Origin of the sequence: Bosea vaviloviae, from assembly GCF_001741865.1 — a bacterium.
Lineage (GTDB): Bacteria > Pseudomonadota > Alphaproteobacteria > Rhizobiales > Beijerinckiaceae > Allobosea > Allobosea vaviloviae.
Map to the genome: position 1 here is coordinate 5,747,681 of NZ_CP017147.1, position 13,615 is coordinate 5,761,295.

14 protein-coding genes are annotated in these 13,615 nt (G+C 66.9%); 5 read left to right on the forward strand and 9 right to left on the reverse strand.

The window, feature by feature from the left end; all coding sequences use genetic code 11:
* Positions 1 to 178 precede the first annotated feature (178 nt).
* The 3 genes from BHK69_RS26545 to BHK69_RS26555 form a co-directional block, all read right to left on the reverse strand.
* Positions 179 to 1,426 (reverse strand): DUF1501 domain-containing protein, encoded by a 1,248-nt coding sequence (locus tag BHK69_RS26545; RefSeq protein ID WP_069692726.1) that lies wholly within the window; start codon positions 1,424 to 1,426, stop codon positions 179 to 181.
* Between the two features lie 5 nt (positions 1,427 to 1,431).
* Positions 1,432 to 2,928: a DUF1800 domain-containing protein gene (locus BHK69_RS26550; RefSeq protein ID WP_069692727.1), complete on the reverse strand. Its 1,497-nt coding sequence runs from the start codon at positions 2,926 to 2,928 to the stop codon at positions 1,432 to 1,434.
* 208 nt (positions 2,929 to 3,136) lie between these two features.
* Positions 3,137 to 4,072, reverse strand: coding sequence for a DUF4394 domain-containing protein (locus BHK69_RS26555; protein WP_244548330.1), 936 nt, complete (start codon positions 4,070 to 4,072; stop codon positions 3,137 to 3,139).
* A gap of 68 nt (positions 4,073 to 4,140) precedes the next feature.
* Here BHK69_RS26555 and BHK69_RS26560 point away from each other — a divergent pair, with 68 nt between their 5' ends.
* Together BHK69_RS26560 and BHK69_RS26565 are read left to right on the forward strand one after the other, a co-directional pair.
* Positions 4,141 to 4,704 carry a sigma-70 family RNA polymerase sigma factor gene (locus BHK69_RS26560; RefSeq protein WP_069692729.1) on the forward strand — a complete coding sequence of 188 codons (564 nt, stop codon included), beginning with the start codon at positions 4,141 to 4,143 and terminating at the stop codon, positions 4,702 to 4,704.
* Positions 4,701 to 5,468 carry an anti-sigma factor gene (locus BHK69_RS26565; protein ID WP_069692730.1) on the forward strand — a complete coding sequence of 256 codons (768 nt, stop codon included), beginning with the start codon at positions 4,701 to 4,703 and terminating at the stop codon, positions 5,466 to 5,468. Before BHK69_RS26560 ends, BHK69_RS26565 begins: the two co-directional genes overlap by 4 nt.
* 102 nt (positions 5,469 to 5,570) lie before the next feature.
* Here the strand turns inward: BHK69_RS26565 and BHK69_RS26570 are convergent, their stop codons facing one another.
* The 4 genes from BHK69_RS26570 to dapB all read right to left on the reverse strand — a co-directional run bounded on the left by BHK69_RS26570 (position 5,571) and on the right by dapB (position 9,603).
* Positions 5,571 to 5,783 carry a hypothetical protein gene (locus BHK69_RS26570; protein ID WP_069692731.1) on the reverse strand — a complete coding sequence of 71 codons (213 nt, stop codon included), beginning with the start codon at positions 5,781 to 5,783 and terminating at the stop codon, positions 5,571 to 5,573.
* 29 nt (positions 5,784 to 5,812) lie between these two features.
* A complete protein-coding gene (locus BHK69_RS26575) occupies positions 5,813 to 6,904 on the reverse strand; it encodes an ATP-dependent DNA helicase (protein ID WP_069692732.1) in 1,092 nt (363 codons plus the stop codon).
* A gap of 72 nt (positions 6,905 to 6,976) precedes the next feature.
* Entirely contained in the window at positions 6,977 to 8,638 is a 1,662-nt protein-coding gene (locus BHK69_RS32775) for a methyl-accepting chemotaxis protein (protein WP_158516285.1), read from the reverse strand.
* Positions 8,639 to 8,799: 161 nt separating this feature from the next.
* Positions 8,800 to 9,603 (reverse strand): 4-hydroxy-tetrahydrodipicolinate reductase, encoded by an 804-nt coding sequence (dapB, locus tag BHK69_RS26585; protein WP_069692734.1) that lies wholly within the window; start codon positions 9,601 to 9,603, stop codon positions 8,800 to 8,802.
* Between the two features lie 214 nt (positions 9,604 to 9,817).
* Here dapB and BHK69_RS26590 point away from each other — a divergent pair, with 214 nt between their 5' ends.
* On the forward strand, positions 9,818 to 10,678 hold the full coding sequence (locus BHK69_RS26590) for an alpha/beta fold hydrolase (protein WP_069692735.1): 861 nt from the start codon (positions 9,818 to 9,820) through the stop codon (positions 10,676 to 10,678).
* A 7-nt stretch (positions 10,679 to 10,685) separates the two neighbouring features.
* Here BHK69_RS26590 and BHK69_RS26595 read toward each other — a convergent pair whose 3' ends face one another.
* On the reverse strand, positions 10,686 to 11,270 hold the full coding sequence (locus BHK69_RS26595; RefSeq protein ID WP_069692736.1) for a GNAT family N-acetyltransferase: 585 nt from the start codon (positions 11,268 to 11,270) through the stop codon (positions 10,686 to 10,688).
* Positions 11,271 to 11,361: 91 nt separating this feature from the next.
* Between BHK69_RS26595 and BHK69_RS26600 the strand changes: the two genes are divergently transcribed.
* Positions 11,362 to 11,979, forward strand: coding sequence for a LysE family translocator (locus BHK69_RS26600; RefSeq protein WP_069692737.1), 618 nt, complete (start codon positions 11,362 to 11,364; stop codon positions 11,977 to 11,979).
* A 19-nt stretch (positions 11,980 to 11,998) separates the two neighbouring features.
* Here BHK69_RS26600 and BHK69_RS26605 read toward each other — a convergent pair whose 3' ends face one another.
* The gene (locus BHK69_RS26605; RefSeq protein ID WP_069692738.1) at positions 11,999 to 12,694 is read right to left on the reverse strand and encodes an SDR family oxidoreductase; all 696 of its coding nucleotides are present in this window, start codon (positions 12,692 to 12,694) and stop codon (positions 11,999 to 12,001) included.
* 114 nt (positions 12,695 to 12,808) lie between these two features.
* On the opposite strand from BHK69_RS26605, the gene BHK69_RS26610 reads away from it, so the two are divergent.
* Positions 12,809 to 13,603, forward strand: a complete 795-nt coding sequence (locus BHK69_RS26610; protein WP_069692739.1) for a class I SAM-dependent methyltransferase — start codon at positions 12,809 to 12,811, stop codon at positions 13,601 to 13,603.
* Positions 13,604 to 13,615: the final 12 nt, after the last annotated feature.

Sequence of the window (13,615 nt, forward strand, 5' to 3'; positions counted from 1 at the left end):
GGATGAGGGAAGGGTCGCGCAAGCGGCCCTTTTCTCCTTCAAGACAAGAACTTCCCTCACCCGTCAGCGCTACGCGCTGCCACCTTCTCCCCCCATCAAAGTCGGCTGTTGCCGACTTTGACACTTTGAGCTGCCCATCTCGGGCAAGCCCGAGATGGGTGGGAGAAGGAAAGCAGCCCTACCCCACCAGCCCCCGCATCGGCGCAAGCGCGCCGGTGCCCGGGAACACTCTCTCCGCCAGCACCGGCCCCGAGAGCCCGAACAGCTCCGACACCACGCCCTTGGCGACGCCACGGATATCCGTCGTCGGCTTGAGATCGCGCTTCTCGTAAAGTTGCTCGGGCTTCAGGCCGGGCCAGTCCACGACCATGCGCCCGCCCTTGACCGCGCCGCCGACGAGGAAGGCGATCGTGCCGGTGCCGTGGTCGGTGCCGACCGTGCCGTTGACCTTCGCGGTGCGGCCGAACTCGGTAACGACCATCACCACCGTATCCTTCCAGACCGGCTTGAGACCCTGCTCGAAGGCAGCCAGCGCGCCGTCGAGCCCGCCCAGCAATTGCGCGAGACGCCCCTTGGCCCCGCCCTCATTGGCATGCGTATCCCAGCCCTCGAAGGCGAGCGCGGCGATGCGCGGCCCGTCATCGGCGCCGACAAGCCCCGCCGCGCCCTCGGCGATGCGCTTCATGCCCTCAGTGCTGTCGGGGCCGCCCCCGCCCCGCGTGTCGCCATTCATGCTGCTGCGCAGGGCGATGGCCTCGGTCTCGATCGCCTGGGTGAGCGCGCGCGCCAGCCCGGGATCGCGCTGGCCGTAGAGATCGGACAGGCGCTGCATCAGATCGGGCCCGGCGCGCGCCATGCGCGGCGGCGACCATCCCAGGATCGGCGCCGGGCCGCGCACCACCAAAGGTGGCACCACGCCGACGCCGAGCACGCCATGGCGCGACACCGTCTCGCCGGGCGGCAGGCTCGCGATCAGGCGATTGAGCCAGCCGCTATCGGTGCGGCCGGGACCGACCTGCCCGCTTTCGAGCACGTCCTGCCCGTCGAAATGAGAGCGCTCGCGATAGCCCGTCGCCGCCGCATGCACGATCGAAGCCTGGCCCGAAGCGTAGAGCCGCGCCAGGTTCGGCATGGCAGGATGCAGGTAGAAGAAGCCGTCGAGCGGCAAGGCGGCGTCGGGACCGTCCTTGGTCAGGGCAATGCCCTCGCGCAAACCGGCATAGTCGGGATCGCCGATCGGCGGCACGGCCGAGAGGCCGTCAAGCGCGCCGCGCAGCACCACGAGCAGGAAGCGCGGATCACGGCTGCCCGCCGCCGCATAGGCGAATTTCGGCACGAAGGACCAGGCGAAGAGCGCCCCCGCCGCGCCCAGCACGGCCCGCCGCGAGGGCGTCATCGCTTCGCAATCGTCGTCGAGATCCGCCATCGGGTTCACCTCCGCTGGAATTCGGGCGACATCAGCATCAGCGCCAGCGCCTGCGGCTTGCTTTCCGCCCGCGCCACGGTCTGACGGGTCTCGGGCGAGGCAAGCGGGCCAAGAATATCCTCGGTCAGCGCGCGCGGATCGGGCACGCTGCCGGCCGCCTGCCGGCCCCAGCCAGCAGCGACGTCGATGCGGGTCTTGATGCCTTCGGCCGAGGCCCAGGCGGCGTTGGTGTCGGGATAGCCATTGGGTCCCGACGGCTGCCAGAAGGGCTGCCCCATCACGCCGAGAGGTCCGAGAATCTGGCCGGGATCGGCCTTGCGGCTAAGCGCGCGATAGCTCGCGATCAAAAACTCCTGCGGAGAGCGGATCTTGCTCGGCTCGGCATTCCAGGCCGCGTTCGATTCGAGCAGCGCCCGCGAGACGGCGGCGAGATCGCCTTGCGTCCGGCGGAACACCTCCGACAGCGAAGCGACCAGAGTTGGCGGCGGCTCGTCGGCCACGAAGTGCCGAGCCAGCTTCAAAGCGATAAAATCGGCAGTGGCGGGATGATGCGCGAGGTCGGTCAAGGCCGCCAGCCCCTGTGCCTTGCCGGGTTGGGCATAGTCCTTGCCCAGCAGGGGCTGCGTCCCAGGCTCGTGCAACCCGATATTGAAGGCGAAGGAACCGGGAAAACCCAGCACCGCCTCGCGCCCGACCATCGTCCAGCCCGTGATGATGCGGGCGAGATTGGTGACGTCGGCCTGGGAATAGCCGCCATGGACGCCGAGCGTGTGCAATTCGAGGATTTCGCGTGCCTGGTTCTCGTTCAAGCCTCGCCCGCGCCGTTTGCCGGCCGGCGAGCCCGGTCCCACCGAGAGCCGGTTGTCCAGGAAATCGAGCATGGCCGGATGGCTCTCGGCCGCGACCAGCATCTCCTCGAAACGGCCGAAGACGTGAGGCCGAATGGCTTCGCGCTCATAGGCCCCCGCCATGCTGCGCCCGATATTGCTCTTGGTCGCGGCGATGCAGAAATGGTTCGACCAGAACTGCACCAAGCGCTCGGCAAAGCCGCTCTCGGCCTCGAGCGCGAGCTGGACCCGGGCGACAACCTCGTCGCGATAGGTCTTGAACGGCAGCGGCGGCTCGTTGGGAGGCTTGGCCGGCTGCGCCATCTGGTTTTGCGGAGCGGCCGGTGCCTGCGGGGCAACTGGGGCTTGCGGATTTTGCGCAGCTTGCGGATTGGGTGGCGCGGCCGCGACTTGCATGGCCTGCGCCTGCCCGGCGACACGCCGCGCTTCGCGCTCCATGCGCTCCTTGTCCTCGAAGGCGAAGAGCGCGCCGCCAATCTCGGCTGCGCCCGAGAAAGGTGGGTTCAACGGCTGGGCGACGACGCCGCGCGCAACCTCGGCCAGCATGCTCTCGCGCGCCGCGTCACGTTGATCGCGCGGCTGCCCCGGCCTTGCGCCGAGGCCGAAACGCTGGAGCCCGATGCCACTGGTGCGGCTGTCGTCCGGGGTCGCCATCTATGCATCTCCGATCGGGATTCGACCGAAACATCACGATACAGGGTCGATGCAAATCATGGCGAAAAACCGAGAGACATCGCGCCATTTGATGGCGAGAGCGACGCCCCTATCTCACTTCCGAGCCGGCGGACGAAACATGAAAAGGGCCGCCATCCCCTTGCGAGGCAGCGGCCCTCTGGAATGGCCAGGTCAGGTCTCCCCGAACTTACGACGCCGGGAGCGCCGCCACGTCACGCACAGGCGCGGTCAGCCCAGTAATCTGGCCGACCATCGCGGCCTTGCCGGTGGCGAGATCGACCTTGTGCAGGGCGCCATCCGCCAGCAACCAGCCGGTATTGATTCCATCGGCCGCTGTCTCGATGTCGAAGGCGATGGCTTTGGGGCTGATTCCGAGCTTTCCGACCGCTCCGAGCACGCCATCATTGGGGGGCGCCTGCTTGATCAGGCCGCCGATCTTGGCGTCGATGTCGTAGAGCACCGTCTCCTTGGCGCCCTTCACCGCGTTGATGTAGGCGCCGGCGACGATCATCGGCGCCTCGCCCTTGTGCATGTCGGTCTCGGCGAATTTCAGCTTGCCATCGACCGTGGTCTTGCCGTCATCGACATTGACGCGAAGATTGGTGCCGTCCGAGCCGATCACGCGCATGCGGTCTGCGACCGGGTTGAAATCGACGGTGGCCATGGCACCAGCCGAAAGCACGGTGTCCATCTTGGATTTCATCGTCGCCTTGCCGGCAGCATCGACCGTATAGATCGTGCCGTCTGCCGTCAGCGCATAGAGCATGCCGTCGGCGGGGCGGACATCGATGCCGGCGATCTTGCCGGTGATGCCGCTGACCTTCATCGATTTGCCGGCCTTCAGGGTCGCAGTGTCGATCATCGTCAGGGTGTCGTCGCCGCTGAGCGCGGCCAGCATGCCGGCCTGGGCAGCCAGCGGCGCGACAAGGGATGCGCCAAGAATCGTCGAAGCAACAAGAATCGTCGAAGCAATCAGCGCAAGACGGGTGTTGCGGTCCATGCCGTTATCCTCCGGTTGTCTGTTCCGGTGCCGCCGGCCTCTGTCCAGCCGCAGCACTCGCAAGCGGCAACGCTGCGTTCCCGCTTGCGGATGCGGCGGGAAAAATAAAGAATCCTGCTGCATCCGCAGTCGCCCGAGACGTGTAACTACAGGCTGGCCGGCAGGGCGTTGCGTCAGCAGGGGAGAGCGGGATGGCGAGCGACGCCACGCTGACGGCAAAGGCTGCAGCGATCGAATCCGCGCTGCGCGCCTGCGCTTCCGGCGATAAATCGGCGCTCCGGCGCATCTACGACGCCGAGTCCGCGCGTATGCTGGGTGTGGCGCTGCGTTTGCTGAAGCGTCGCGCCTTGGCCGAGGAGGCGGTGCAGGATGCCTTCGTCCTGATCTGGCGGCACGCGGCGCGGTTCGACCCCGAGCGCGGCGGCGGCCTGACCTGGATCTACGCGATCCTGCGCAACCGCTCGCTCTCGATCCTGCGCGACGAGAAGCGCACGGAAACGCGTGAAGAACCTGTCGCCGAGGAGATGGCGAGCGAAGAGGACAATCCCGAGACCGTCATGTCGAAGCTGTCGGATGCCAAAGCGCTGCGCGCCTGCCTCGAGACGCTGCCGCCGCAGCGGCGCGGCATCGTGCTGCTCGCCTTCGTCCAGGGCCTGACCCATGGCGAGATCGCCGGCAGGCTGAACATGCCGATCGGCACGGTGAAATCCTGGATCAGGCGCTCGCTGATGACGCTGAAGGAGTGTCTCGGATGAGCCCCTCCACCGACATCAACCTGACGCAAGGCGAGCGCGCGGCCCAGGCCGGCGAATATGTCCTCGGCTTGCTCGAAGGGGCCGATCGCGTCGCCTTCGAGCAGCAGCTCGAAAGCGATGCCGAACTCACTGCCACCGTCGAGAGCTGGCGCCGCCATTTCGCCGGCATCGACGCAACAGCAACCCCGCTTGCGCCCTCGCCTGCCCTATGGAGCCGGATCGAAGCCGAACTGGCGACGCTGACTGAGAACGCTGCCCCGGCGCAAGCGGCGAAGACGGCCGTGCGCAAAGCCGCCCCCTCCGCCGGCAGCCGCCTGTCGGCCTGGTGGAACAGCCTCTTCGTCTGGCGCGGCGCGGCCTTGGCCGGTGCACTCGCGGCCATCTTGCTCGCCATCGGCCTCAACGGGGCGCTCGACCGGGCCAGGCGCCAACCGGTCATGGTGGCCGTGCTGCTGACCGAGGCCAGCGTCGCGGCGGCCGTGGTCAACACCTTCGCCGATGGCCGCGTCGAGATGGTGCCGCTGCAGGCGATCCATGTGCCCGAGGGCAAGGCGCTCGAAATCTGGACGCTCTGGGACCGCGCGGTCGGCCCGCGTTCGGTCGGGCTGATCGAGCGCGCCCGCTCGACGAGCCTGAGGCTCGACCAGCTCCCGCTCGGCAAGGATCAGCTCTTCGAGATCACGCTGGAGCCGGCGACAGGCTCGCCGACCGGCCGCCCGACCGGGCCAATCGTGGCAAAGGGGACGACGGCGCAGACGTTGTGAGTGAGTTTGCCGACAGTTCGGTAAAAGCAAAACTGATTGAATTCGGAAACACCACGTCATCCCGGGCTTGACCCGGGATCCATCGCAGAGCGCCGTCGAGCCCTATGATGGATTCAGGGTCAAGCCCGGGACGACGGCGCGGGGCCGAGCAAAGTCAGCGAGATCCAGGAGGCCATCATACGCGTCCGCATCGGCAGCACTGAGCCATTCGCAGACCGACGAATTCAAAAGCTGCAGATACATACTCTCGGTGATTTCGCCGAGGTCATGCTCGATCGATTCATCGGTCGATGGGCTTTCGTCAGGCTCCGACATTGCACCTCCGGCGTGACGCGCACACCCTATCACACCACCACCGTGATCGTCTCCGCCGCTCGCGTCAGCCCGGTATAGAGCCACCGCGCGCGGTGCTCGCGGAAGGCGAAGCTTTCGTCGAACAGCACGATATCGTCCCATTGCGAGCCTTGCGCCTTATGGACGGTCAGCGCGTAGCCGAAGGTGAATTCGTCGGTGTGCTTGCGCAATTCCCAGGGCACCTCGTCCTCGGTGCCATCGAAGAAATTCGGCAAAACCGAAACCTTGACGGGCTTAGCCGCGGTGTCGTCCTCCGGCGTCACCCGCATGGTGACGAGCCCCTTCTTCGAGGTCTTCAGCTCCTGCACGATCCATGAGCCGCCATTGAGCAGGCCCTTGCTCTTGTCGTTGCGCAGGCAGACGAGCTTCTCGCCCGCGACGGGAACGGTCTCGGTGCGGCCCATGAGCTGGCGCATGCGGGCATTGTAGTTGCGCCGCGTCTTGTTCATGCCGACCAACACCTGGTCGGCGCCGAGCACGATTTCGGGCGTCACCTCATCGCGCCGGATGACGCGGCTCTGGCCGTAATCGCCGACATCGAGCCGCCCCCCCTCGCGGATGATCATCGACATCCGCACGATCGGATTATCGGCCGCCTGCCGGTGCACCTCGGTCAGCATCACGTCGGGCTCGACCTCGGTGAAGAAGCCGCCGCCCTTGACCGGGGGGAGCTGCGCCGGATCGCCCAGCACCAGCACCGGCGTGCCGAAGGAGAGCAGGTCCTTGCCGAGATCCTCGTCCACCATCGAGCATTCGTCGATGATGATCAGCTTGGCCTTGGCTGCAACGCTCTCGCGGTTGAGCACGAAGGTCGGGCTCTCCTCCTCGACGCCGCGCGAGCGATAGATCAGCGAATGGATCGTCTGCGCGCCTGCGCAACCCTTGTTGCGCAGGACGAGCGCGGCCTTGCCCGTGAAGGCGGCGAAGACGACATCGCCGTCGACGGCCTCGGCGATATGGCGCGCCAAGGTGGTCTTGCCCGTGCCGGCATAGCCGAACATCCGGAAAAGCTGCGGCTCGCCGGCCTGAAGCCAGCGTGCGACCGCGGTGAGCGCGGCATCCTGCTGCGGCGACCAGTTCATCGGCGGGAAAATGGATGGGTCCGGATCATGCCGCACAACGCCGCGAGTCGCGCCGGAATGGCAAGCGCGACCTCAAGCCGCGCGCAGGCGGCGGACGAATTCCTCGGCCTCGCCCTGCAGCGCCGCGATGCGGGCGTCGAGGTCGCGGGCGCCGGCCGCGCCCATATCGGCCCGGGCGACCGATTGCGCATTGGCCATGGCGATCTCGGCCATGGCGCCGGCGGCCGCACCGGTGACGGAGGAGATCCGCGCGACCGTATCGCCGAGTGAGCCGAGAAGTTCGGCATGCGAACCGACCATGCTCGAAATCTCGGTGCTGGTCTGCTCGACCGCACCGACGCTGGCGACGATGCCCGAGACCGCCTGGGCCGCGTCCGACAAGGCGCTGTTGACCAAGCCGATGCGGCGCACGATCCGTGCCGTCGCGTCGGCTGTCTGGCCGGCGAGCGCCTTGACCTCGCTGGCGACCACGGCAAAGCCGCGCCCATGCACGCCGGCGCGCGCCGCCTCGATCGTCGCGTTCAGCGCCAGTAGATTGGTCTGCCGCGCGATCGCCTCGATGAGGCCGACGACATCGCGGATCTGGGCCGCATTCTCGGTCAGGCGGCCGACCAGATGGACAGCGCCGGCCGCGTCCCGGTTCGCCGCTGAGGCCGTCTGCGAAACCCGGCCGACCTCGCTGTTGATCTCCCCAACGACATGTTCGAGCCGCAAGGCCGCCTCGGTGATACCGCGCGCATCGGCGCCCGCCCCCTCGACCGCGGTCGCCGCCGTGCCCGAGGCCGCCGAGACCTGCTGGGCGCGCACGGCCGCTTCCTGCAGCGCGCCGTGCAGCACATCGCTGAGCCCCGCGATATCGGCCAGCAGGACGCCGATCCTGTCCTCGAAAGCCTCGGCGATCCGGCCGAGTTCCTGCGTCCGCGCGCCGGCATGCGAATGCGCGAGATCGGCCTCCGCCTCGCGCGTCACCAGCGTGGTGCGGACCTCGCTCAATGTCCGCACCGTGCGGGCAAGCTGGCCAATCTCGTCGCGCCGCTGCACATGCGGCACCTCGATGACCCGCGATGAGGAGGTCGCGACGCCGATCGCCGCCATCAGTTCGCGCAAGGGCCGCGTCAGATGGGTGCGCAGCAGATAGACCGCCAGTAAGGCCCCGCCGAGCGGCAGGCACAGCGCGATCACGATCGTGCGCAGGCGCAGCGCCTGGGCCAATGCGCCCGCTTGCGCGGCGCTGATCTGCGCGCGCTTGTCGAGATCGTCGGTAAGCTTTGAGGTGACGGAGATGATCTGGCGGACGTTTTCGCGGGCCGCATCGGCGCTCGCTTCGAGCAAGGCGGCCTTGGGCGAGATACGCCGGCCGATATCGACAATGTCCTTCTTGAAGGCGATGAAGGTTTGGATGTTCGGATCCAGCGTGGGGTTGGCCTGGCGGATCGCGTCCGGCAAGGCCGAGAGCAGGCTCGCGCGCGCCGCATCGACAAGTTCGACGGCGCCGTCCAGCGTATCGAGCACCGCCTCGACGGAACGGGGGCTCGCCGTCTCGTCGAACTGGCTGAGCAAGGACGCATTCGCCACCCGGTTCGAGAGCAAGGCGGCCTTGTTCGCCAGCGCCAGGCTGGTGAAAGCCTGCCGGTCGATCTCGCGCACCTCGTCGAGGCCCTTCACCGCGCTGAACAGGCCAAGCCCCGCCGCGACGCCGAGCAGCGCAAACAGCAGCGTGATCTTCGCCGTCAAACCCACTCGCCGCATCGCCAAAGCCACTTTCGCCAGATTGGCGCGAGGTTTCGCAGAGGCGGACGAATGAGCGGTTAACAGAGCGCGGCTAAATCAAATAATATCAATTATTTAGCCAGTTATCGACCTTTGCGCGGAGCGGTCTCCGCGCTGCAGCTTCGTCAGCCCATCAGGCTGTCGAGACCGCGCCTCAGGCCGGTTTGGTCGGAGACGCGCCGCGCTGCCAGCAAGGTGCCCCCGACATAAGGCGCGGCCGAGGTGCCGGCATCGTGGCGGATCACCAGGCGCTCGTCGGGCAGCCCGAACACAGCCTCGCAGGAGAGCACGAAGCCCGGCATCCGCAGCGAATGGACCTGCACCGGATGGGGCGCGCCGATCGCGCCGCCGCGCGTCTCGCGGACGCCGCCGAGCTCGGATACCGGCTTCGAGGTCGCGGCCATGCGCTCGGCCCCGAGCGTCTCGGCCAGCTCGCGCCCGGTGCCGGACGGCGTGTCAGGCTTGGAGGGCGAGGCGTAGTCGATGATCTCGACATCGGGAACGTATTTGACCGCCTCGCGGGCGAAGCGGCGCAGCAATGTCGCCGTGATCGAGAAATTGCCGGCGGCAAGCACGCCGACGCTTTTAGCCTTCGCGGCCGCATCGATCTCGGCATAGTCCTCAGCCGTCATACCGGATGCACCGACGACGACATGGCGCCCAGCCGCGACCGCCGCGAGCACATTGCCCTTCACGCTGTCGGGCTTGGTGTAGTCGATCACCACATCACTGGGCACAAACAGCGCCTCGGTCATGCCGGCGAACACCGGCAGCCCATTGGCGGGGAGCCCCGCCGCCTCGCCGAGATCGCGCCCCGCAGCCTTGCGCGAGACGCCGGCGACCAGTTCGAGATCGGGCGCGGCCATGATCGCCGCGACGAGCGCCTTGCCGACCCAGCCGGTGCAGCCGGCGAGCGTGATGCGGATCATGGATGGGCTCCTCAGAGCATTTTCGAGCGAAGTGGATACCGGTTCGCGTGAAGAAAATGCGTTAAAACAAAGATCTGGGCAATTGAACGATCCAATCGGATCGGAAATTGCCCCAGTGACGGCGGAACCGCAGACTTGAGCGAATCCGGGGCGTGACTATCGTCGCTCCATCGCCTGAGGCAAGGGAATGCGCCTGAGGCAAGGGAGCGCGGCCATGTTCGTCAAGGTCAATGGCATCAGACTCTACGTCGACGTCGAGGGTGCCGGCCTGGTGCCTGACGGCCCGCGCATGCGGCAAAAGCCGACGCTGATCCTGCTGCATGGCGGCCCCGGCGCGGATCACAGCATATACAAACCCGCCTTCTCCGCGCTGAGCGACATCACGCAGATCGTCTATTACGACCATCGCGGCTGCGGGCGCAGCGAGGACGGTCCGCGCGAGAGCTGGACGCTCGCGCAATGGGGCGATGACGTGAAAGGCCTCTGCGATGCGCTCGGCATCGAAAAGCCCATTGTGCTCGGCACCTCGTTTGGCGGCTTCGTGGCCCAGTCCTATGCCACGCGGCATCCGGAGCATGCGGCCAAGCTGATCCTGATCTCGACAGCCGCGAAATTCGACTTCACGGCGACCTACGCGGCCTTTGAGCGGATCGGAGGACTACCAGCCGGTCAGATCGCCCGGAGCTACTGGTCGGCGCCCTCGCCCGAGACGCGAGCGCCCTATCTGGAGATTTGCTTTCCGCTCTACAGCGCGCGGCCGCAGTCGGACTCGACGGATTGGATCCGAAGGCTCATCACGCGCAACGAGACGGGCATCCGGTTCAACGGCCCGAACAACGAACAGGGGCGCTTTGATTTTCGTGCCGCACTGGCCGATCTGACCTGCCCGGTCCTGGTGATGGGAGGCGAGGAGGATCCGATCACGCCGATCGCCTTCAGCGAGGTAATCGCGGATAGCCTTCCGCCCGAACAGGTCCGTTTCGAGCGTTTTGCGGGCTGCGGCCACGGCATTGTCCCCGACGATCCCGAACGGGCCCTCGCCGTGCTGCGGAGCTTCATTCTCGCCAGCGCCTGAGAAGGCGTCACAGGACCAGGCGCATCAGCGGCCGGCCTTCCTTCTGCCGCGCGATCTCGCTGAAGCCCGCCCGCAGGAAGACACGTTCGGCTCCGACATAGAGCCCTTCGCTGCTGCGCTTGAATTCGTGATCCATCGGCGCGGCCTCGAGCAGCCGCGCGCCGCTGTCGCGCGCGAAGCTGATCGCTCCATCGAGCAGATCGGCGGTTACGCCCTTGCCGCGAAAGCCCTTGCGCACGAAAAAGCAGGAGGCCGCCCAGTTGCGCTCATCCTCGGCTGGCGCGTCCGGCAGCGGCGTCGAGGCGCGGCGCGGGTTGTTCCATTCGGGTATATGGGCGCGGGGACCGACCTGCAGCCAGCCGACAGGCATGTCGCCCTCGAAAGCGACGACGCCGGGCGGCGGCCCCTTTCGCACCCGCTCCTCGAACAGCAGGCGTGCGCCCTCGCCCAGCAAGGGCATGCGCCGCTTCTGCGGCATGCGGAAATGATTGCACCAGCAGCCATAGCAGGGCCCCTTGGGGCCGAAGAGATCTTCGAGATCGGGCCAGCGCTCCGGTGTCAACGGAACGACTTTGAAACCGGGTTCACCCATTCCAACCTCCCTTCCCTCCTGCACATCGCAAAGCTAGACTCGCATGACGGGGCGGCAGAGCAAGAGCCGGTCCCATCGGAGGCCGCCCGCCATGTCGCTCGAACTCTACGCCGCCTATCTCGTTGCCTGTCTCGTCATCATCATCGTGCCCGGCCCGACCGTCACGCTGATCATCGCCAACAGCCTGAAGCACGGTAGCCGCGCCGGGCTCCAGAATGTGGCGGGAACACAAGCTGGCCTCGCGATCATGATCGGCATCGTCGGCATCGGCCTGAGTTCGGTCATCGCGGCGATGGGCCATTGGTTCGATTGGTTGCGTCTTGCCGGCGCGGCCTATCTGATCTGGTTGGGTTGGAAGATGTTCCGCGCGGCCGGCGGCCGTGAGGACAACGCGGCACCAGCCAAGGCCCCGCGCGGCGGCTTTTTCCTGCAGGGCGTGCTGGTTGCGCTCAGCAACCCGAAGACGCTGCTCTTCTTCGGAGCCTTCTTTCCGCAGTTCCTCGACGCAGGCCGCGACCATCTCACCCAGATCGCGATCATGGGCGCAACCGCGATGCTCTTCGCTGCGATCAGCGACAGCGCCTACGCCCTGCTTTCCAGCCGGGCCGGACGCCTGCTCTCGCAGAAGCGCGTCCGGCTGCTGTCCAAGGTCAGCGGCGGTTTCCTGATCGGCGGCGGCCTCTGGCTCGCCTCGGCGCGCGCAAGCTGAGCGGCGGCGAGCGGAGCCCTCACCAGGGAATCGCCTCGCCCGTCCAGTTCCGGAAGCTGTTGGTCTCGGCCATGCCCGACGCATCGATCGTGCGGATCAGGCTGGAGGCGCTCTCAGCCGGCGTGATGTCGGCCGCACCGCCGCCCATATCGGTCTGGACCCAGCCCGGATGGAACAAAAGCACGCTGACATCGCGCTCGCGGATGGCGTTGCCGAACACGACCATGGCCATGTTCACCGCCGTCTTTGAGGAGCGATAGATCAGCGAGCCCGACGGATTGCTGCCGAGCGAGCCCATGCGGCTGGAGATGGTCGCGATCTTGCGGCCGGCACCGGCCTCGACATTGGGCAGGAAGGCCTGCGCCACCCGCAAGGGCGCATAGACATTGACCTCGAAGACCTCGCGCCAGGCGTCGAAATCGACGCTCAGCCCGGTCTGCTTGTCACGCGGGCCATAGAGGCCGGCATTGTTCACCAGCACATCGAGCGGCTGGTCGCCGAGCGCGGCCTTCGCCGCTGCGACGCTCTCGTTGGAGGTGACGTCGAGTTCGAGCGGGATCAGCGCCGATGTGTGCTCGGCCGCGAGTTCCGCCAGCGCCCCGCCCCAGGGATTGCGCGCCGCCGCCACGACATGGTCGCCACGGCGCAGCAATTCCATCGTGATGGCAAGGCCGATGCCGCGATTGGCGCCAGTGATCATCCAGGTCTGCGGCATGGGGTGTCTCCGTGGTGGTCTCTGCAGTTAGAGGCTGTTAGGGACTGTAGGTCTTGCTGTCGCTTCTTTCCAATCTGATGGTGCGCCGCCCATCGCAGGTGAGAGGATGTCCCGATGACCCAACAGCAGATTCGCTTCGATGACGGAGCGGCCTACGAGCAGATGATGGGCAAATGGAGCCGGCTCGCTGGCGACGTCTTCCTCGATTGGCTCGCCCCGGCCCAGGGCCTGCGCTGGGTCGATGTCGGTTGCGGCAACGGCGCTTCGACCCAGCTGATCTTCGATCGATGCGCGCCCGCCATGCTGAAAGGCATCGATCCCTCGCCCGGGCAGCTGGCTTTCGCGCAGACGCGGCCCGTCGCCGCGCTGGCAGAGTTTACGCTTGGCGACGCCATGGCGCTGCCGTTTCCGGCCGGAGATTTCGATGCCGCCATCATGGCACTGGTGATCTTCTTCGTTCCCGACCCTGCCAAAGGCCTCGCGGAAATGGTCCGGGTCCTGCGCCCCGGCGGGCTGGCCGCAGCTTATGCCTGGGACATTCTCGGCGGCGGCTTCCCGCTCGAGCCTATCCAGGCAGAGATGAGGGCCTTCGGGATCGAGCCGCTGCGTCCGCCACAGGCCGACATCGCGCGGATCGATGCCCTGGCGCAGCTCTGGACGGAAGCCGGACTGATCAATGTCGAGACACGCGAGATCGTGGTGCAACGCGACTTTGCCGATTTCGACGAGTTCTGGCGGATTTGCCTGCTCAGCTCGGCGATCAGTGGCGCGGTCGCCGCAATGGTGCCCGACGATGTCGCGCTCCTGAAGGAGAGGGTCAAAGCGCGCCTGACCGCCGGGCGCGACGGCCAGGTCTCCTATGTCGCGCGGGCCAACGCCGTGAAAGGCACGACGCCGGCGCGAATCTGACGACGGGAAGAC